Here is an 18478-nt window from a genome sequence, read left to right as displayed (position 1 = left end):
TCGGCCCTTATTACTTGCCGGCAAAGTCAATTTAACATAAACTGTTAAAAAGTAACCTGAGTTTTTTAAATTCTTCGGAGGTTATTATGAGTTCCGACAATCGCACTCCCCGGCTTCATTCCTTCCGCATCGCATGTGCGATAGCCTCTGCGACCCTTTGCGCCACCGCCATCGCACAAGTGGCGTTCTCCTTAAAGCCAGCAATCGAAGTGCTCGACAACCCTGTAATTGCAGACTCCCCCGCGTATCCAGCCCTTGCGATCTCGACATTGGTCCCTGCCGTCATCGGTATCGCTACGACCATCCTCAGCGCCGTTCTCGTGTGGACGATCAAGAGCGGAGACCCCTTCAAGAAAGGGTCTGCGACATGCTTGAAGGTGCTCGGCATTCTCTTCGTTGTTCAAGCTGCCACCAGCCTCTACGCCGGCTCACTCAAAACCTCCGTTTCGATGTTTGGCGGCGAGGGGGCCGTCGGCGCCCAAGAGATCGCTTCATCATTCGATTGGACCTCTCTGGTTCTCGGCATCGTCCTGTTCATGCTTTCCCAGCTCTTCTTGTACGCCCGAGAGCTGTACCTCGACTCCGACGAGATTGCGTAAGGAAACGCCATGCCCGTAATTGTTCGCCTCGACAAGATCATGGCCGAGCGAAAGATTTCCTCGAACGAACTTGCCGAAAGGATTGGAACCACGCCCGTGAACCTGTCCCGTATTAAAAAAGGGCATATTCGCGGCATTCGCTTCAACACACTCGAGCAGCTATGCCTCGCCCTTCGTTGCCAACCCGGAGACCTTCTCGAAGTCATGAGCGAAGAGGATGCCCGAAAGGAGTTCGGACTCGATTGGTCCGCCGAGGATTAGAGGGCGGTCGTACTCGCCCTGCACACGGGGATGCGAATCGGCGAGGTCTGCGGCCTTCGGTGGTGCGATGTGGATTTCGAGACGGGCCTGATCTCGATCAGACACTCGGTGGCGTACGCGAAGGGAATGGGTTCGTTCATCAAGGACACCAAGACCCATGACGCCAGGGGTATCCCCATCGACCCGGTCGGCCTACTCCCCTTCCTGAAGGAGACCCACGAGATCGACTGCGGAAAGCTGCGCTTGCGCGGCCTTACCGGGGCGGTCGAGATCGGGGACTGCTACATCCTGTCGGAACCGGGCGCGACCTTCGCGACGACAAGCTATATCCGCAGGGCGTTCAAGACGTTCTCGGAGACCAACGGCCTCATGGGCACCAACGACGAGCTGATCACGTTCCACGGCCTTCGCCACACGTTCGCAACGCAGTGGATCCGCCAAGGCGGCGATATCAAGGCGCTCCAATCGATCCTCGGCCACAAGGACGCCATGGCGACGCTCAACGTCTACGCCGACATCGAGCCCATCTCCAAAATCCATAACATGCTGCGCGCCACGCCGTGCCTTTGGCGCGGGCACCTCGGGCCGAGGGTCGATCCGGGTCCCATGTTCCAACAGAGGATCCAGGAGTCCATCGAGACGCTCCAGGCGTTCGGCTACGGCATCACCGAGCCGGACGACCGAAATATCGCCATACGCGACGTGAAGACGAACAGTTGGCTCTAGCTCACCGAGTACGCGGCAGTGCTGGGCCCATCCCAACTGAGGTCACGGTGGTCCGATAGGGGCGCCGCCCGCGGCATGCGCCGCGGAGCGGTATCCCCTACCGAAGGGCGAGGATGCCCTCCGCTTCCAGTTCGGAATCAGCCGTCGGAGGCGTTCGGCTGACTGCGGGAACGGCCTGTCCGCTCAATGTGTTCGGCTGAGATCGGAAATCAACCCAACGCGAGCCGGACACGCGCCAGACGGCTCTTCCCCGTACGGCCTTCCCCCTTACGCTCATGTTGCAGGCATGTAACGCCGCAGCGAGCGCGCCTTTTTTGCGCCAGACAGGTACAATGATGAACACTGTACCGTAGCGGAGCGCCCCGCGCGCGCCGCAACCACGCGAAAGGGTTTCCCATGGCCGAGATCTCGTCCTCCCGTATCGTCATCACCGTCCTTGGCAAGAACCGCCCCGGCATCGTCGCCGGCGTCACCCGCGTTCTGGGCGAGGCCAACGTCGACATCCGCGACATTACGCAGTCCATTATCGAGGACATCTTCACCATGACCATGCTGGCCGATACCGCCGAGTCCAAGCTCGACTTTGCCGAGCTGCAGAAGGCCCTGGCCGAGGCCGGCGAGCTTTCGGGCGTCAATGTGTCTATCCAGCGCGAGGACGTCTTTAACTTTATGTACCGCCTGTAGCGAGCAAGCCGCTGGGGATAGCCTGACGCGCGCATGCCCATGCAAGTCACCCCGATGCGGCCCAGAGAGGAGCGCGCATGGCCTACGACGCCAAGAAAATCTATTACCGCTTCGATGACCACTTGAGCCGCCTGGTTCTGGATTACGAAGCAAGCCGCCAGATTTCGTCTGAGAGCGAAAACCTCTACCACGGCCTGCCGACCGACCCTTATGACGAGGGCCTGTTTGTCGAGCACAATGTCAAGCGCGGCCTGCGCAATGCCGACGGCTCGGGCGTGGTCGCGGGCCTCACTCGTATCTCGGATGTGCACGGCTACAACAAGGTCGACGGCAAAGTCGTGCCTGACCAGGGCAAGCTCACGCTGCGCGGCTATAGCATCGAGGATCTGGTCAACAATGCCCAGGCCGAGAATCGCTATGGCTACGAAGAAGTCGCCTATCTGCTTATCACGGGCTCGCTGCCCAACAAAGAGGAGCTCGACGGTTTTTGCGAGCGCTTGGGCGCCTTTAGGCATCTGAGCGACGAATACGTCAAAGAGTTCCCCATGACCACGGTGTCGTCGAGCATCATGAACGTGCTCCAGCGCGCCGTGCTGCTGCTCTACGCCTTCGATGCCGAGCCCGACGTGATTACGCCCGAGCATGAGATCGACGTGGCTATTTCCATGCTCGCACGTCTCCCGCGCATCGCCGCCTTCGCACACATGGCCTCGATCGCCAAGCTTCGCGGCTCCGAGGTTCACGTGCCGCACCCCACGCCCGGCCTCTCCACCGCCGAGACCATCCTACAGGTGCTCCGCGGCGGTATGGCGTTCACCCGCGATGAGGCCATGCTGCTCGACGTGATGCTCATGCTGCATGCAGAGCACGGCGGCGGCAACAACTCCACGTTTGCCTGCCGCGTGCTGTCCTCCTCGGCCACCGACCCGTATTCCGCCTACGCCGCGGCCATCGGCTCGCTCAAGGGCCCGCGCCACGGCGGCGCCAACGCCAAGGTCGTGTCCATGCACGAGGACATCCGTGCGCATGTCTCCAATTGGGAGGACGAGGACGAGGTCGCGGCCTACCTGGGCAAGATCCTCGACAAGCAGGCCTTCGACGGCACCGGCCTCATCTACGGCATGGGCCACGCCGTCTATACGCTGAGCGACCCGCGCGCCGAGGTCTGCCGCCGTTACGCGCGCTCGCTTGCCGCCAAGAAGGACTTGGGCGAGGAGTTCGCGCTCATCGAGCGCATCGAGCGCCTGGCCCCGCAGGTGATGCGCGACCACGGCATGACCAAGCCCATCTGCGCCAACATCGACCTGTACACGGGCTTTATTTACAAAATGCTCGGCGTGCCCGAGACGCTCTTTACACCGCTGTTCGCCGTCGCCCGTATGGCCGGCTGGTCGGCGCACCGCATGGAAGAGCTCTTCTGCGCGCACCGCATCATCCGTCCCGCGTATCGCCCGGTTATCGAGCCGCTGGAATACAAGCCGCTCGCCGATCGCTAGGACGCGGACCGTTATAGAACCCGAGCGTGGCCAGGGCATCACCGCCCTCGGCCACGCTTTTTATGACAGTAGAAAGGATCGCAGCGAATGATTGTGTTTTCCGATATGGATGGAACGCTGCTGACGAGTGATAAGCAGATGAGCGACGCCACCTGGGCGATGCTCGACGAGCTTGCGCGCCGCGGTATTGAGTTTGTGCCCTGCACGGGGCGCCCGCTGTCGGGCGTCTTTGAGCCCATCCTCGCCCACCCCGCCGTACACTACGCAGTCTGCGCCAACGGTGCCAGCGTCTGGCAGCTCGACGACGGTACGCCTACCGATGTCTCACGTGCTACGCGCATTTTGAGCCAACCGCTCGACCGCGCCATCGCCCACCGCGTCCATAGCATTGCCGCCGGCCACGATGTGACCTTCGATATCTTCGCGGACGGGCAGTGTTTCCTCCCCCGCTCGCTCTACACGCGCCTGGACGAATTCTGTGGCGGGGATCCTCACATCGCGGCTTCGCTCAAGCGCACACGAACACCGATCGACATGGATATCGATAGCAAGATCGACGAGGTCGAGACACTCGAACGCATCGCCATGTACTGGCACGACCCAGCCGATCGCGACGCCATCGCGGCAGCGCTCGACACGCTCGAAGGCATCGAGGTCACGCGTTCGTACGCCATGAATATCGAGGTCATGGGCGAGGGAGCCACCAAGGGAACGGCATTGGCTTTGCTATGTGGGCATCTGGGCGAGTCTCTCGCCGACGCCTGGGCCTTCGGTGACAACATCAACGACATTCCCATGCTGCAGGCAGCAGGCCACGGCATGGCCATGATCAACGGCGAGCCCGAAGACCGCGAGGCCGCCGACGCCATCACCGAATACGACAACGACCACGACGGCGTCGCCCGCACCATCATGGCCGCCCTCGCCTAGCAGCAGCAACCCGGCAGAAAAGGAACGTCCCTAACTGCTGGATTAAGCAAGGCTCTCCAGAACACGGCGGAGTTCTTGCTGGACGGCGTGGTCGCGGTTACGACCCACCACGCGATCGGCCACCGCCTTGAGCGCGGGGCGCGCGTTTTCCATCGCGCAGCCCGTGCCGACAAAGCGAATGATCTCGTAGTCGTTCATCGAGTCGCCAAACGCCATGACCTCGTCGCGTTCGACGCCATAGTGCTCCATGAGCTGTGCGATGCCCGAGGCCTTCGACACACCGGGTTGCATGGCATCGATCCACGCGTTGCCCGAAGGCGCGAAAGAGAACAGGTCGCCCAGCTCGCGCTGCAACACGTAGGCGTTGTCCATCACGTTGCCGTCATCGCAGATAATCGATGCCTTGATGATATTCACATGCGGATCGGGCAGTCCCCAAATGCGTTCGGCGTTGGGCAGATCTTTGTCGATCTCGCGGACAAATTTGTCCTCGTCGTCGAGCAAAAAGGACTTGGTGCGATCAAAGAGCGCCAGATGCATGTTAGGAAACATCTTGACCGTGCGCGCGAGCTTGCGGACGGCGAGATGCGAATATACCTCGCGATCGACCTCGACCCCTTCTGCATAGACCTGCGCACCATTCGCCGCGACAAAGTCCATTTTGTCGACCACGGGCGCAAAGAACTCACATAGGCGGTCGTAACGGCGGCCCGAGGACGCAGCAAAATGCACGCCGTGCTCGCGCAGGGCCTCAATCAGCTCATATGTCTCGGGCGGTACCCGGCTATTCTCATCAAGCAGCGTGCCGTCCATATCGGATGCAATCAGTTTAAACATAGAAAAGCTCCCTTCGGACTTGTTGGAATCGAACGTGTATCCGATTCCAACGTACCCAAAGGGAGCTCAGATAAGACCCTGCGGGCGCAAACGTTACAAGGACCTGGCAAATAGCTCACACATGCCAGAGGTCTCACGGTCGCGGCGTCAGGCGACACGCCACCCCGATGACTAGTCGGCGTAGGTGAAGGTTGTAACGTCGAACATGCCCTCGGGGCGGATGCGGAGCGTCGGGATAACCGGCAGGGGCAGGAAGATGATGCCCATGATGGGGTCGAGCGGCGGCTCAATACCCATGGCGCGTGCCTTGACCATAAAGTCGTCGTGCTGCGCGGCAACGTCCTCGGCCGTGCCTTCGCTCATAAGGCCACCGAGCGCCAGCGGAATGCGCGCCACGACCTCGCCGTTACGCACCAGCACGTGGCCGCCCTGGCCCACGGCCTCAACGGCAGCCATCATATCGGCCGCGTTGTCGCCCACCACGCACACGTTGTGCGAGTCGTGGCCGATCGTCGAGGCGATGGCACCGCCCGTAATGGTAAAGCCACGCACCCAGCCGCGACCAATGTGCTTGCCAACAAGACCCAGGCCCGCAGGGCCATCACCGTCGGCCCCCTCGGCCTGCAGTGACAAGCCGCGGCCGTGGCGCTCGATCAGCATAATGCGGCGCAGGCCCTCGGTGTTCTCGGGGCGAACCATGCCCGTGATGGCCTTGCCCGGCACCACGTCAATCACGGCCTCGCCCGGCTTAAAGGCATAGTTGAATACGTCGAGCGAAAGCTTCGGCAGCTTAACGGAGGCGCGCAGCTCATCGGCAAGGGCCGCGACCTCGGCCATCTCGGGTGCAATCTCGCCCACAAAAGTGCCGTCCTGTGCCACGAGCGCGCCGGCGGCATACACGCGATGCGGAGCCGTGGCAAACGTCAGGTCATTGAGCACCAGCAGGTCGGCACGCTTGCCCGGGGCAATCGCACCACGCAGCTCGTGTGGGTCGCGGCAACCGTGGTCCAGGCCAAACGCCTCGGCCGTGGAGAGGGACGCCATAGAGATAGCGACCACGGGGTCAATACCGGCGTCGATAGCCACGCGGCAGGCATTGTCGATCATGCCGGTCGCAAGCGCATCGGAAGGGGCGCGGTCGTCGGTCGCAAAGCAGCAGCGGCGGGCGCGCGCGGGATTCTCTAGCAGCATCGGCGACAGGTTGGCCAAGTCGTGGCTACACGTACCTTCGCGCAGCATCACATACATGCCGCGGGACAGTTTATCGAGCGCCTCCTCGGGAATCGTCGACTCGTGGTCGGCGATAATGCCCGCCGCGGCATAGGCGTTGAGGTCCTTGCCAGCAACGAGCGGCGCATGGCCGTCGACCTGCTTGGACGGCGTCTGGTTGGCAGCATCGATGCGAGCACAGGTCTCGGGGTCGGCCATAAAGACACCCGGCAGGTTCATCATCTCGCCCAGGCCAAAAACGTCGCCCGGGTGCTCGGCAAAAAACGCCTGCATATCGGCAGCAGAAATAACGGCACCGGCCTGCTCGTCGGGCAGTGCGGGCACGCACGAAGGCATCATGTACTTGATGGAGATGGGTGCGCGGCGGCCGTCCTCGATCATAAAGCGCAAGCCGTCGAGACCGGCAACATTGGCAATCTCGTGGCTGTCGGCAATGGCGGTGGTAGTACCGCGCGTCGCGGCCATGCGAGCATACTCGGCGGGACGGATGTTCGAAGACTCGATATGCAAATGCCCGTCAATAAAACCGGGAGCGAGATAGCGACCCTGGCAGTCGATGACCTCAGTTGCCTCGTAGGTGCCAGCGGCATCGTCGCGACCATCGTAGAGCACGCCGACGATCACACCGTCCTTGACGGCAACGCTACCGGGCGCCACACGCTGGCCATACACGTCGACGATCTGCGCATTGGTAAACAGCGTGTCGACAGGCACGCGCCCCTCGGCAGCATCGATCACAGACCTCATGACCTCAACGGACATACATACTCCTTTAACCGTAGAAAAAAGCTGCGGAGCGGACAGACCTTCACCGCAGCAAACCAATAGCCATTGTATGCCCAAACGGAGGATCAGGAATACACCCCCTCCGCTTAACGGTAAGCGTCCAAAAGTAGTCGTTGGGGACGTTCTTAAACGACTAGTCATTAAAGAACGTCCCCAATGACTACTTGCGACCAAGGCAACGCCGATGTCTTGGCAACGACAGAAAACCCGCCAGAGCGAGCAAGGTGCCTTGAAACAAGGCGGCATTGACCTTCTGGTCATGCCGCCGAAGTTGAAAGGCAGATTGCCGCGCTGGCGGGTTTGCAGCGTCGACCGGTTACGCGGTTTGGTAAAACCGCGTAACTAAATAAGCTTGAAGCCCTTGCGCTTGCCCACGGAGAGGGTGTCGCCCAGTTTGAGGGCGCTGGGATCGATGTTATAGCTCTTGGGAGCCACGGCCTTGCCGTTGATTTTGACGCCGCCGCCGTCGATATCGCGACGAGCCTGGCCGGCGCTCGCCGAAAGACCCAAGTCCTTGAGCAGGCCGGCGAGGTAGATCTGGCCCTCGTCGTTAACAGTCAGCTCAACGTGCTTCTCGGGGAAGTCGGCGAGCTGGCCTTCCTTGAACACGCGGTCGAACTCGGCCTGAGCCTCGTCGCCGGCACCGGCGCCGTGGTAGGTGTCGCACAGGTCGCGGCCCAGAGCGCGCTTGAGCTCGTAGGGGTCGGCAGAACCATCGGCCAGGGCGGCGTCGATCTTGTCGACCTCGGCCGGGGTGAGCGAGCTGGCCAGACGATAGTACTTGCCGATCATCTCGTCGGGGATGGACATGGTCTTGCCGAACATATCCTTGGGGGCGTCGGTCAGGCCGATGTAGTTGCCATAGGACTTGGACATCTTACGAACGCCATCGGTGCCCTCGAGCAGCGGCATGGTGAGCGCGATCTGGGGCTCCATACCCATCTTCTCCATGAGCTCGCGACCAGCGAGCAGGTTGAAGAGCTGGTCGGTGCCGCCCATCTCCACGTCGGCCTTGATCTGAACGGAGTCGAAGGCCTGCATCACGGGGTACAGGAACTCGTGCAGGGCGATCGGCGTCTGAGACTGGTAGCGCTTAGTAAAGTCGTCGCGTTCAAGAATGCGGGCAACGGTGAACTTGGAGCACACCTGCAGCAGGCCGGCCAGATCCATCGAAAGGATCCAATCGCCGTTGTGCACGATGGTGGTCTTCTCGGGGTCCAGGATCTTCATGGCCTGGCTCACGTAGGTCTCGGCGTTGGCCTCGATCTGCTCCTGCGAAAGCTGCGGACGCGTGGAGTTCTTGCCCGAGGGATCGCCGATCAGCGCGGTGCCGTTGCCGATGATGAGGGTAACGTTGTGGCCCAGGTCCTGGAACTGGCGCATCTTGCGCAGCGGCACGGCATGGCCCAGGTGCAGGTCGGGGCTGGTGGGGTCGACGCCGAGCTTGATGTTGAGGGGCTCGCCCTTCTCAAGCTTCTTGCGAAGGTCGGCCTCGGGAACGATCTGCGCGGCGCCCGAGGTGATGATACGCATTTGCTCGTCAACAGACAGCATTGGGTATCCTCCTTTTGCTATAGCACCCTCACCGGATACGGCGGTGCTGGAAGTCCATAAACTCTCATATGATAACAAACTGACGCGACGCGGCACCTACGACAGGAAAATCCTCGTCCTGCCGCACGCGTCGATGGCAACTGACAGACGTGTACCGTCACGCTCGACCAGATAGCGCACCTGCCGACGACGCAAGCAGTCGCGGCAACGGACCTGTCCCGTCGCATCGGTAGCGCAGACGCCCTCGGCGGTCAGCAGGCAGTGCTCGCACACCATAAGCTCGGAACAGTCGGCGTCGACCGGACCCCAGACGCCGGGTTCAGCAGCCAGTTCGGCAATACGCTCCGCATCATTGCCGAGCAACTCGGCCGGCAAGTACACCCGCCCCGCACCGAGTCCGCGCAGCCAGGTAAGCGTGGCCCGATTCGCGCAGAACACCGGCGCCGCCACGTCAAACGTCACGCCCAGCTCGCGAGCGATCACCACCTGTCCCAGGTTGCGGCAGACAACGCGCCCGGCACGCTGCATCAGTGAGCGGGTCCGGTCAGCGTCACCCGTGCGGCACACCTCGTCAAGCACCACAACGGCGTCGGACAAATCGAGTTCTCCGCGCGGGTCGGCATCCATCAGCTGCCAAGCAAAAACCATGCGAGCGGGAGCCGTGCACTCCACCAACTCCGTCGACGCACCGCCATCCACCGCAACGTCCTCAAAGGGCAGTACCTCAACGGCACGTGCAACGGGCGCAATCGCATCTGCCTCGGCCCGCATGCGCTCCAACACCGTTGCCGTTTGCCCCAGCACGCCGGCACTGCGAATCAGGTACACCTCGCAGCCCGCGTCCACCTTACGCTTGCAATGCACGACGACGCGCTTCCCCGCTGCGGCATCCACCGGGCAGGGCACCTGCGGCCAGCGCTTGGGCACATCGGGACGCGCGTCGGCACCCGGATAGAACCGAATCTCGAGCGTGTCACCCGCCGCCACGGCGGCATCGAGCTCGACGGTCACTTCCTCGTGGCCAACGGCCACCAGGCGTCCCACGCGCACACCTTGGTTGATCGCACGCTCAAAGCTCATAAGCTCGGCGCCCGAACGCCCCCGCAGATACGCGTCGGTAAACCCGCGGTTGAACGACCGGCCCAGCTCGCGTTCAAGCTCTTCCACGGCACCGGGGTCCCACGCGCCGTCGCACAGCATATCGAGCGCCCGGCGCCACACCCGCACCACGTTAAAGACGTAGTCGGGATTCTTCATGCGCCCCTCGATCTTGAGCGACGCCACGCCGGCATCTACAAGCTCGGGCAGATGCGCAATACCCAGATAGTCGCGCGGGCACAGCAGGCGATCTCCCTCGACGGCGACAACGCTCTGTCCCGCCTCGTCCACCAGGTCGTACGCCAGACGGCACGGCTGTGTGCATTCCCCGCGCATCGCCGAGCGCCCGCGTCTCAGGGCTGAGAACTCACAAGCACCCGAGTAGCCAATGCAGATGGCCCCGTGGCAGAACACCTCGATAGGCACGCCCGTACCGCACAAGGAGGCAATCTCGTCGACCGTCAGCTCGCGTGCCGTCGTCACGCGCTCGACCCCCAGCTCATCGGCGGCAAGCCGCACGGCACCCTCGCTATGAGCGCCCGCCTGCGTGGACAGGTGAATCTCGACCCCGGGAATCGCCGCGCGCAGCGCGCAGGCCAACCCGGCATCGGCGACAATCAGAGCATCGGCGCCCAGCTCCAGTGCATGAGCTCCCAACGCCACCGCGTCGGACAACTCATCGTCAAACACGAACACGTTGAGCGTTACGTACACACGCACGCCATGGGCATGCGCCACGGCGCAGCCGCGCGCAAACTCGTTATCCGTAAAGCCATGGGCGCTCACACGGGCGTTAAAGCCGCCCAACCCCGCATAGATGGCATCGGCACCCGCGGCGATGGCCGCAAGCATCTGGTCGAGTCCGCCCGCCGGCGCCAGCAGCTCGGGCAGCGCCGCACCGGCAGCATCCAATCCAGTCTCGTATTGTCCGCTCGGCCCCATCGTCCGAATCGCCATCGACAAACTCCTTACCAAGGTATGCATTCACTCTGAAAAATGCCGTCTTCCAGCATACACGAGGCCTCGCGCGCCCCGTTTGGTTTATCGTGTAATAACTTATGTCCATCCTGCCCCGACGGCACATCCACCGTCCGGCACGACATACCTGGAGGTCAATATATGGGTCCTCGCCAACGACAGGGACGCAGCCGTTCAAAGACGCATGCTCTGCCCATAATCCTGCTCTCGTTTTTGGGCTTTCTGCTGATTGCGGGCGTGGCATTTGGCATCGGCATGGTCGGCAACGTCAACCGCTGGCTGTCCGATCTGCCCGACTACACCGACGCCAACGCGTATCTGGTGAGCGAGCCCACCGAGATCGTCGACTGCAACGGCAACAAGATCGCGAGCTTCTACACGCAAAACCGCAAGTCTATCACCAAGGACGAGGTCTCCCCCTACGTGCTGCAGGGCACCGTTGACGTCGAGGACGAGCGCTTCTACGAGCACGGCGGTATCGACCTGTGGGGTATCGCGCGTGCTGCGGTGGCAACCCTCGGCGGCGGGCACGAAGGCGCCTCGACGATCACCCAGCAGCTTGTGCGCAACACCATCCTGCAGGAGGAGCAATTCGACTCGACCATTGAGCGTAAGGTGCGCGAGGCCTACATCGCCATCAAGATGGAGGACATGTACTCCAAAGACGAGATCCTCATGATGTACCTCAACACCATCTATTACGGCCACGGCGCCTACGGCATCGAGGCCGCAGCCGAGACCTATCTGTCCAAGAGCGCCGCCGACCTCACCCTGAGCGAGTCCGCGCTACTCATCGGCCTTCCCAACTCGCCTTCGCAGTACGACCCCACGGTCAATCCCGATCTGGCACTGTCTCGCCGCAACAAGGTTCTCGACAACATGCTGCGCCTGGGCCACATCACCCAGGAGGAGCACGATGCCGCACAGGCCGAGCCCATCACCCTCAACGTGACCGAAATCTCGGGCAGCGGCGTCGACGTTTACTCGCAGCCCTACTTTGTCTCCTACGTCAAGCAGCTGCTGGAGCAGGAGTTCTCGACCGACGTGCTCTTTAAGGGCGGTCTGACCGTCAAGACCACCATCGATCCCACGATGCAGCAGGTGGCAGAGAATGCCGTTCGCGAGCAGCTCGACACGCTCTCGCTCGACGGCCTGGACATGGGCATGGTCGTCGTCGACCCCAAGACCGGCTACATCAAGTGCATGGTGGGCGGCTACGACTACAACGCCGACGAGAACCACGTAAACCATGCCACGGCCAAGCGTCCCGTCGGCTCCACCTTTAAGGCCTTTACGCTGGCAACTGCCATCCAAAACGGCATGAACCCCAACGTCACCCTCAACTGCAACTCGCCGCTCAAGGCCAAGGGCACCACGACCGAGGTCCAAAACTACGCCAACCATAGCTATGGCAACATCACGCTTAAGCAGGCGACGGCATACTCCTCCAACACCGGCTACATCCAGGTGGCGGAAGCCGTCGGCAACAGCAAGATCATCTCGCTCGTCAAAAAGCTCGGCATCGATCCCGCCAAGGACAACATCGAGGACGTTCCCGTCATGACGCTCGGCACCGGCTCGATCTCGCCGCTCGAGATGGCCGCCGCCTACGCGACGTTTGCCAATGGCGGCTACTATCGCCAGCCGATCGCCATCACCGAGATTGACTCTCGTACCGGCTCGGTGCTGTACCAGCACACTGACAATCCCTCACAGGTGCTTACCGAGGGCGAGGCCGCCGCGGTCACCGATGTTCTGTCCGGCGTCATGCAGGGCGGCGGTACGGGCGCTGCCGGTGCCCTAAGCGTCAACCAGCCCTATGCCGGCAAGACGGGCACCACCGACAACACCACCAACCTGTGGTTCTGCGGCTATACCCCGCAGCTGGCGTGCGCCCTGTGGACCGGCTATTCCGCGGGCGAGATCCCCATCCAAAAGTACGGCACGGACCTGCTGGGCGACAGCACCAACCTGCCTGTCTTTAAGCGGTTTATGAACACCGTTCTGACCGGTACCGAGCGCGAGGAGTTTGCGACCGGAACGGCGCCCACCTACAAGAACAACAGCGTCTGGAAGTTCTACGGCACCAACAACACCAAGAAGTCGGAGAACGACGACAAGGACAAGGACGAAGAGGAAGAGGAAACCACCACAACGACTACCACGACGACCACGACCACCGAGACCACGGGCGGCGACACCACCGGCGGCACCGGTACGACCGGTGGCTCGACGGGTGGCTCCACTGGTGGTTCGACCGGCGGCGATGGCGGCACGCCTACGCCTACGCCTACGCCTACGCCCACTCCCGACCCCTCGCCCACGCCTGACGATACGGTCGGCTAAGAAGTACGCGACTAAAGCCAACAAGGCCCCGAGCAGCTTATTGAACTGCTCGGGGCCTTTTAGTTTGAAGCGACCTGGTGGGCGGTCTTTATACCGGCAAACAAAAAGGGGTACCGACCAACGTCGATGCCCCTTACAAGCCACTATGTCAGCGCACACAATGCCGAGCGCACGACCCGCACACCTACTTGCGAGAATTGCTCAACTTATTGATCAGCGCCTCGAGACGCTCGCCGTCCTCGGCCGTCTGGGCAATAACCAAAATCGTATCGTTGCCGGCAAGCGAGCCAAGCACATCGGGTAACTCTGCCGCATCAACGGCGGCGGCGATGCCGGAAGCCGTGCCAGGCTGAGCCTTGATCATAACCAGATTATCAGTACGCAGAACGCCCGTTACGAGCTCGGAAACCATACGCTGCAGGTGCAGGTCCTCTGCCAGAACATAGATGCCCTCAGGGAGCTTACGCAGCCCCATATCGGCAATATCGCGAGAGACAGTCGCCTGCGTGCAATCAAAGCCCATAGCACGGAGCTCATCGACCAGCACGCGCTGCGTGCGGACATCCTTATTGCGCACAATATCTCTAATGGCATCCTGGCGCCCATTGCGTTTTTTAGCCATACAAACCCTCTCTCCAAAAGATGGCGGAGACAATCAATCAGTGATTGAATAGTTTAACGCTATTTGAAGGCTTTTGTGTATAAGAACGCATTTCGAAACAATTCTATGCAAGTTTGTTTCGTAATGAGCCGTTTAGGCGGTTTTTGCGCCCGTCCGGTTAAGAAAAGCTGCCAGATGCGTACACATCACGCAGCGCGCGGGCTTGGCGCTGGCGATCGGCCCAAACAACAGACCGAGTCCCCGATGGTTATCCTTGAGCGCGGCGACCATCTGACGGGTTCGAGGCGCCTCGAGCATATCACGCATGCGGGCGGAACGCTCGATTGACGACACCCCATGCGGGCTCAGACACAAATTCTCGATGCAGGCGACCAGTCCGGCAAAGTAGAACTTTTGGCTTGCCAGCTTGAGCCGACCACCGCTATCTGCTTCCGAGAGTGAGTCCGCAAGCTCGTCGAGCGCTCGAGTGTCATCGGATATCCTGGCATACATGGTGGGATCAAAGGCATCTGTAAGCTTAGGTGCCGCCGCGTGGAAACAAGCGTCGCCGCAGCCGGACACGAATCGTGCCTGCGAGAGCGCATAAGCCATAAACTCAACCGTACGGTACGCCTTGCCGCGCGACAGGCATGCCTCAAACAGCGGACGGCTATACATCACGCCAGAGGTCTGAGCGACTAGGCCGCCCAAAATCAACTGGGGCAGCCCAGTCACCATAGAAGACTCGTCTTCTATGGCAATAGAGGCAGCATCCAAGACGCGCGAATGACGCTCGCGATGCGCATCGTATCGATCGAGCGACACCGAGGGGAGCACAATGTCTGCCGCAGTATCGCACGCGATATCGACCATCTTGGAAAGGGCCTGCGGAGCAAACCACTCATCGGCGTTCATGGCGATGATTTGAGAGCCGCGCGAGGCATCAAAACCGGCACGAAGACAAGCGCCGCGCTTCGCGTCCTCGACGTCAATCAAATCAATATGGATGTCCCTGTCGGCAGCAACTTGAAGCGAATGGCGCACACCGGGCGCAGCATCGCGGCAGACAACGACAATCTGCAAATCGTAGAGGTCTTGGTTCTGGATACTCTCGAGCGCACGCATCGCATAGCTGGGCGAACCTTCTACCACAAGGATCACCGAAAGTCGCGGATGCGAACCACGTCGAACCAAATTATCCGTCCTCTCGACAGCAATGAATCAAACCGTGGTTCATGGTACACCCCGGCAATAAAAGCAATGAGACACCGGTTGCATTGCACGCCAAGAACAGATGTTGCACACGCGCAGCCCACAGATGACAGGTGTCGACGCACGACACGTCGAGCCCTCCCCTAGTCGAGCACGACAAGCTCGGCGGGATCGTAATCCACGCCCATAAACGCAAGGCCGCAGGCAGGAGCCGTGGGGCCCGCAGCGGTACGGTCGCAAGCATCGATAACCTCGCGCATCCACTCGGGTTCACGGCGATGCATGCCAATCTCGACAAGCGTGCCCACGATCGTACGGACCATCGAATGCAGAAACGCATTGCCCTCGATGGTAAACGTCAGGATGTCCTCGCCAAACGCAACCTCATGGCCAAATTCGGCACGCATCACGCAGCGATGCGTGGGTTTGCCAACGGCCGAGGCAACCTTGCAAAAGCTTTTAAAGTCCTGCTCGCCCAGCAGCGCGGGGCAGGCAGAAGACATAGCCTCAACATCCAAGGGATAGCGATGCCACCACACGGCACCGCGGGACAGCACGGGGCGCGCATCGCGATCGGCAATACGGTATGTATACGTACGGGAATGCGCGTCAAAGCGTGCAGAAAAGCCTTTACGGGCCCTGTAGACCTCGTTTATGGCGATATCTTTGGGCAGCAGGGCATCCATGGCCCGCAGCCACCTACGGCGCGTACACGCGAGCTCAGCGTCCGTTACGGGCACGCTGATGTACTGAGCCACGGCATGCACGCCGGCATCGGTACGCCCCGCGCACGTCAGATCGATCGGGCGGCGAAGCAGCGTCTCGATGGCTCGACGTAGCTCACCAGCAACCGTCGTCTGTCCCGGCTGCTCGGCAAATCCGCTATACGACGAGCCATCATAGGCCACACGAAATACGAGTGTGGCGTCAAGCTCGGAAATCGAATTGAAATCAGACGGCGCAGTCATGGGCGCTCCCAACAAACAAGCAACGGTATCGCGACAAAAAAGAGGGGTACGCGAACGTACCCCTCGAATATAGCCTATGCAGACGGAAAGTCTACTCAGCGGTCTCCTCAGCAGGAGCCTCCTCGACGGCCTCGACCTTCTTGGGAGCAGCGGCCTTCTTGGGGGCCGGAGCAGCCTTCTTGGCCTTAGGCGTGCAAGGCTCGGTGACGAGCTCCATGATAACGATGGGAGCGTTGTCGCCCTTGCGGTTGCCGAGCTTCATGATGCGGGTGTAACCGCCGTTGCGGTCCTGCCACATGCCCTGGGCAGCCTTGTCGAAGATCTCGGCAACGAGCTGCTTATCGCCGAGCTTGGCGATAGCCAGACGACGAGAGTGCAGGTCGCCTTTCTTGGCCCAAGTGATGATCGGGTCGACGACCGAACGCAGCGCCTTAGCGCGGGTCTCGGTGGTCTTGATGCGGTCGTTCTCGAAGAGGGCCTTAGCAAGGCTCTTCTTCATGGCCTTGGTGTGGCTCGCATCGGTGCCGAGCTTCAGGCCCTTCTTAACGTTGTGACGCATGGTCTAGTTTCTCCTCAAATATGCGAAGCATTAAGCCTTCAGGCTCAGGCCCATGGACTCAAGCTTGTCCTTCACTTCCTCGATCGACTTAACACCGAAGTTACGGATGTTGAGCAGATCGTTCTCCGAGAACTCAACGAGCTGACGGACCGAGTGAATGCTGGCGCGCTTAAGGCAGTTGTAGGAACGGACAGAAAGGTCCAGATCCTCGATCTGCTTGTCCAGCTCGGCGTTGTCGTTGGTGACCTCGGGAGCGAAGATCGAAGCCTCCTCCTCGACCTCGGGGGTCTCGGCAAGGTTCATAAAGGCAGCCATATGCTGGTTGATGATATTGGCAGCCTGGACCACGGCGTCGCGCGGAGCGATGGAGCCGTTGGTCTCGATCTCGAGGACAAGGCGGTCGTAGTCGGTGTGCTGACCGACACGGCAAGCCTCAACGAGCTTGGCGCAACGGGACACCGGCGAGTACAGCGAGTCGACGTGGATCACACCGATGGGATCGTTGTCGCGCTTGTTAGCCTCGCCAGAGACATAGCCGCGGCCATAGCCGATGCGCATGCTCATGGTGAGATGGCCGCCCTCGGTGAGCGTAGCGATGTGCTGCTCGGGGTTGACCAGCTCAAACTCGGACGGAATAAAGAAGTCCGCACCGGTGACCTCGCAGGGGCCGTCAACCGAGATGGTGGCGGTCGCCTCGTCGGTCGTGCCGAGAGCCCTGAAGACAAGACCCTTGACATTCAGGACGATGTCGGTGACATCCTCGACCATGTTAGGGATGGTCATGAACTCGTGCTGTGCACCATCGATCTGAATAGCCTCGACGGCGGCACCCTCGAGCGAGGACAGAAGTACGCGACGAAGGGAGTTACCCAGCGTATCGCCGTAGCCACGCTCGAGCGGCTCGACGGAGACACGAGCAGACGTCTCGTTGATCTCTTCGACCTGAACCTGAGGCCTAATGAATTCTGACATGTATTACCTCCAGCCTCAGCAGCCCGGATGGACTACTTAGAGTAGAGCTCGACGATGAGCTGCTCGTTGATATCACCGCTGATCTGCTCACGCGTCGGCAGAGCGAGCACGTTACCAGACAGCTTCTCGATATCGACCTCGAGCCAGCCAGGGACCTCAAAGCGCTCGGAGGAAATCAGAGCCTCCTTGATGGGGAGGAGGTCACGGAACTTCTCGCCGACAGCGACGACGTCGCCGGCCTTGACGCGGTAGGACGGGATGTCCACGCGCTTGCCGTTCACGGTGAAGTGACCGTGACGGACGGACTGACGAGCCTCTTTGCGGGTGCGGGCGAAGCCAAGACGGAAGACGACGTTGTCGAGGCGAGACTCAAGGATGATCATGAGGTTCTCACCGGTGACGCCGTTCATCTTGCGGGCCTTGTTGAAGTAGCCGTGGAACTGCTTCTCCAGAACGCCATAGATGAACTTGACCTTCTGCTTCTCGCGCAGCTGCATGCCGTACTCAGATTCCTTGCGACGGCGCTTGGGCTGACGGATAGATTCCTTCTTGCTGCTGTAACCGAGCTCAGCGGGATCGATCCCGAGCTGACGGCAGCGCTTAAGAACAGGAGTCCTGTCGATTGCCATATTGATACGATC

General features: G+C 61.0%; 17 protein-coding genes. 7 read left to right on the top strand and 10 right to left on the bottom strand.

Going from position 1 to position 18478, the window contains the following annotated elements:
- The first annotated feature begins 86 nt into the window (after positions 1 to 86).
- The 6 genes from DW661_RS05490 to DW661_RS05465 all read left to right on the top strand — a co-directional run bounded on the left by DW661_RS05490 (position 87) and on the right by DW661_RS05465 (position 4696).
- Complete coding sequence (locus DW661_RS05490) at positions 87 to 599, top strand: DUF2975 domain-containing protein (RefSeq protein ID WP_006235293.1); 513 nt, start codon at positions 87 to 89, stop codon at positions 597 to 599.
- A gap of 9 nt (positions 600 to 608) precedes the next feature.
- Complete coding sequence (locus tag DW661_RS05485) at positions 609 to 860, top strand: helix-turn-helix transcriptional regulator (RefSeq protein ID WP_006235292.1); 252 nt, start codon at positions 609 to 611, stop codon at positions 858 to 860.
- Positions 861 to 878: 18 nt separating this feature from the next.
- Positions 879 to 1586, top strand: a complete 708-nt coding sequence (locus DW661_RS05480; protein WP_255360342.1) for a site-specific integrase — start codon at positions 879 to 881, stop codon at positions 1584 to 1586.
- 396 nt (positions 1587 to 1982) lie between these two features.
- Positions 1983 to 2270 (top strand): ACT domain-containing protein, encoded by a 288-nt coding sequence (locus DW661_RS05475; protein WP_006235289.1) that lies wholly within the window; start codon positions 1983 to 1985, stop codon positions 2268 to 2270.
- A gap of 77 nt (positions 2271 to 2347) precedes the next feature.
- Complete coding sequence (locus tag DW661_RS05470; RefSeq protein WP_117630075.1) at positions 2348 to 3766, top strand: citrate synthase; 1419 nt, start codon at positions 2348 to 2350, stop codon at positions 3764 to 3766.
- 87 nt (positions 3767 to 3853) lie between these two features.
- Complete coding sequence (locus DW661_RS05465; protein ID WP_118934916.1) at positions 3854 to 4696, top strand: Cof-type HAD-IIB family hydrolase; 843 nt, start codon at positions 3854 to 3856, stop codon at positions 4694 to 4696.
- Positions 4697 to 4738: 42 nt separating this feature from the next.
- Here DW661_RS05465 and DW661_RS05460 read toward each other — a convergent pair whose 3' ends face one another.
- From DW661_RS05460 to DW661_RS05445, 4 genes are all read right to left on the bottom strand, one after another.
- Positions 4739 to 5533 (bottom strand): Cof-type HAD-IIB family hydrolase, encoded by a 795-nt coding sequence (locus tag DW661_RS05460; protein WP_118934914.1) that lies wholly within the window; start codon positions 5531 to 5533, stop codon positions 4739 to 4741.
- 171 nt (positions 5534 to 5704) lie between these two features.
- Positions 5705 to 7525 (bottom strand): adenine deaminase, encoded by a 1821-nt coding sequence (locus DW661_RS05455; RefSeq protein ID WP_118934912.1) that lies wholly within the window; start codon positions 7523 to 7525, stop codon positions 5705 to 5707.
- Positions 7526 to 7891: 366 nt separating this feature from the next.
- Entirely contained in the window at positions 7892 to 9103 is a 1212-nt protein-coding gene (gene tyrS, locus DW661_RS05450; protein ID WP_006235283.1) for a tyrosine--tRNA ligase, read from the bottom strand.
- Positions 9104 to 9199: 96 nt separating this feature from the next.
- Entirely contained in the window at positions 9200 to 11158 is a 1959-nt protein-coding gene (locus tag DW661_RS05445; RefSeq protein WP_158568413.1) for a U32 family peptidase, read from the bottom strand.
- 162 nt (positions 11159 to 11320) lie between these two features.
- On the opposite strand from DW661_RS05445, the gene DW661_RS05440 reads away from it, so the two are divergent.
- Positions 11321 to 13525 carry a transglycosylase domain-containing protein gene (locus DW661_RS05440; protein ID WP_118934908.1) on the top strand — a complete coding sequence of 735 codons (2205 nt, stop codon included), beginning with the start codon at positions 11321 to 11323 and terminating at the stop codon, positions 13523 to 13525.
- 184 nt (positions 13526 to 13709) lie between these two features.
- Here the strand turns inward: DW661_RS05440 and DW661_RS05435 are convergent, their stop codons facing one another.
- From DW661_RS05435 to rpsD, 6 genes are all read right to left on the bottom strand, one after another.
- Positions 13710 to 14147: an arginine repressor gene (locus DW661_RS05435; RefSeq protein WP_006235280.1), complete on the bottom strand. Its 438-nt coding sequence runs from the start codon at positions 14145 to 14147 to the stop codon at positions 13710 to 13712.
- Positions 14148 to 14279: 132 nt separating this feature from the next.
- Positions 14280 to 15278 (bottom strand): glycosyltransferase, encoded by a 999-nt coding sequence (locus DW661_RS05430; protein ID WP_128620365.1) that lies wholly within the window; start codon positions 15276 to 15278, stop codon positions 14280 to 14282.
- A gap of 203 nt (positions 15279 to 15481) precedes the next feature.
- A complete protein-coding gene (truA, locus tag DW661_RS05425) occupies positions 15482 to 16306 on the bottom strand; it encodes a tRNA pseudouridine(38-40) synthase TruA (RefSeq protein ID WP_118934906.1) in 825 nt (274 codons plus the stop codon).
- A gap of 91 nt (positions 16307 to 16397) precedes the next feature.
- Positions 16398 to 16865, bottom strand: coding sequence for a 50S ribosomal protein L17 (gene rplQ / locus DW661_RS05420; protein ID WP_006235277.1), 468 nt, complete (start codon positions 16863 to 16865; stop codon positions 16398 to 16400).
- 30 nt (positions 16866 to 16895) lie between these two features.
- Complete coding sequence (locus tag DW661_RS05415; RefSeq protein ID WP_006235276.1) at positions 16896 to 17837, bottom strand: DNA-directed RNA polymerase subunit alpha; 942 nt, start codon at positions 17835 to 17837, stop codon at positions 16896 to 16898.
- A 32-nt stretch (positions 17838 to 17869) separates the two neighbouring features.
- Entirely contained in the window at positions 17870 to 18466 is a 597-nt protein-coding gene (gene rpsD / locus DW661_RS05410; protein WP_006235275.1) for a 30S ribosomal protein S4, read from the bottom strand.
- Positions 18467 to 18478 lie beyond the last annotated feature (12 nt).

The organism is Collinsella sp. AM24-1 (genome assembly GCF_003470325.1).
Lineage (GTDB): Bacteria > Actinomycetota > Coriobacteriia > Coriobacteriales > Coriobacteriaceae > Collinsella.
This window is presented reverse-complemented; position numbering and strand designations above follow the sequence as displayed.

Bases quoted from the DNA above. Each gene is read 5' to 3' on its own strand.
- tyrS (WP_006235283.1), bottom strand. From the start codon at position 9,103: ATGCTGTCTGTTGACGAGCAAATGCGTATCATCACCTCGGGCGCCGCG.
- DW661_RS05435 (WP_006235280.1), bottom strand. From the start codon at position 14,147: ATGGCTAAAAAACGCAATGGGCGCCAGGATGCCATTAGAGATATTGTG.
- DW661_RS05415 (WP_006235276.1), bottom strand. From the start codon at position 17,837: ATGTCAGAATTCATTAGGCCTCAGGTTCAGGTCGAAGAGATCAACGAG.
- DW661_RS05445 (WP_158568413.1), bottom strand. From the start codon at position 11,158: ATGGCGATTCGGACGATGGGGCCGAGCGGACAATACGAGACTGGATTG.
- DW661_RS05460 (WP_118934914.1), bottom strand. From the start codon at position 5,533: ATGTTTAAACTGATTGCATCCGATATGGACGGCACGCTGCTTGATGAG.
- rplQ (WP_006235277.1), bottom strand. From the start codon at position 16,865: ATGCGTCACAACGTTAAGAAGGGCCTGAAGCTCGGCACCGATGCGAGC.
- truA (WP_118934906.1), bottom strand. From the start codon at position 16,306: ATGACTGCGCCGTCTGATTTCAATTCGATTTCCGAGCTTGACGCCACA.
- rpsD (WP_006235275.1), bottom strand. From the start codon at position 18,466: ATGGCAATCGACAGGACTCCTGTTCTTAAGCGCTGCCGTCAGCTCGGG.
- DW661_RS05490 (WP_006235293.1), top strand. From the start codon at position 87: ATGAGTTCCGACAATCGCACTCCCCGGCTTCATTCCTTCCGCATCGCA.
- DW661_RS05485 (WP_006235292.1), top strand. From the start codon at position 609: ATGCCCGTAATTGTTCGCCTCGACAAGATCATGGCCGAGCGAAAGATT.
- DW661_RS05440 (WP_118934908.1), top strand. From the start codon at position 11,321: ATGGGTCCTCGCCAACGACAGGGACGCAGCCGTTCAAAGACGCATGCT.
- DW661_RS05465 (WP_118934916.1), top strand. From the start codon at position 3,854: ATGATTGTGTTTTCCGATATGGATGGAACGCTGCTGACGAGTGATAAG.
- DW661_RS05475 (WP_006235289.1), top strand. From the start codon at position 1,983: ATGGCCGAGATCTCGTCCTCCCGTATCGTCATCACCGTCCTTGGCAAG.
- DW661_RS05455 (WP_118934912.1), bottom strand. From the start codon at position 7,525: ATGTCCGTTGAGGTCATGAGGTCTGTGATCGATGCTGCCGAGGGGCGC.
- DW661_RS05470 (WP_117630075.1), top strand. From the start codon at position 2,348: ATGGCCTACGACGCCAAGAAAATCTATTACCGCTTCGATGACCACTTG.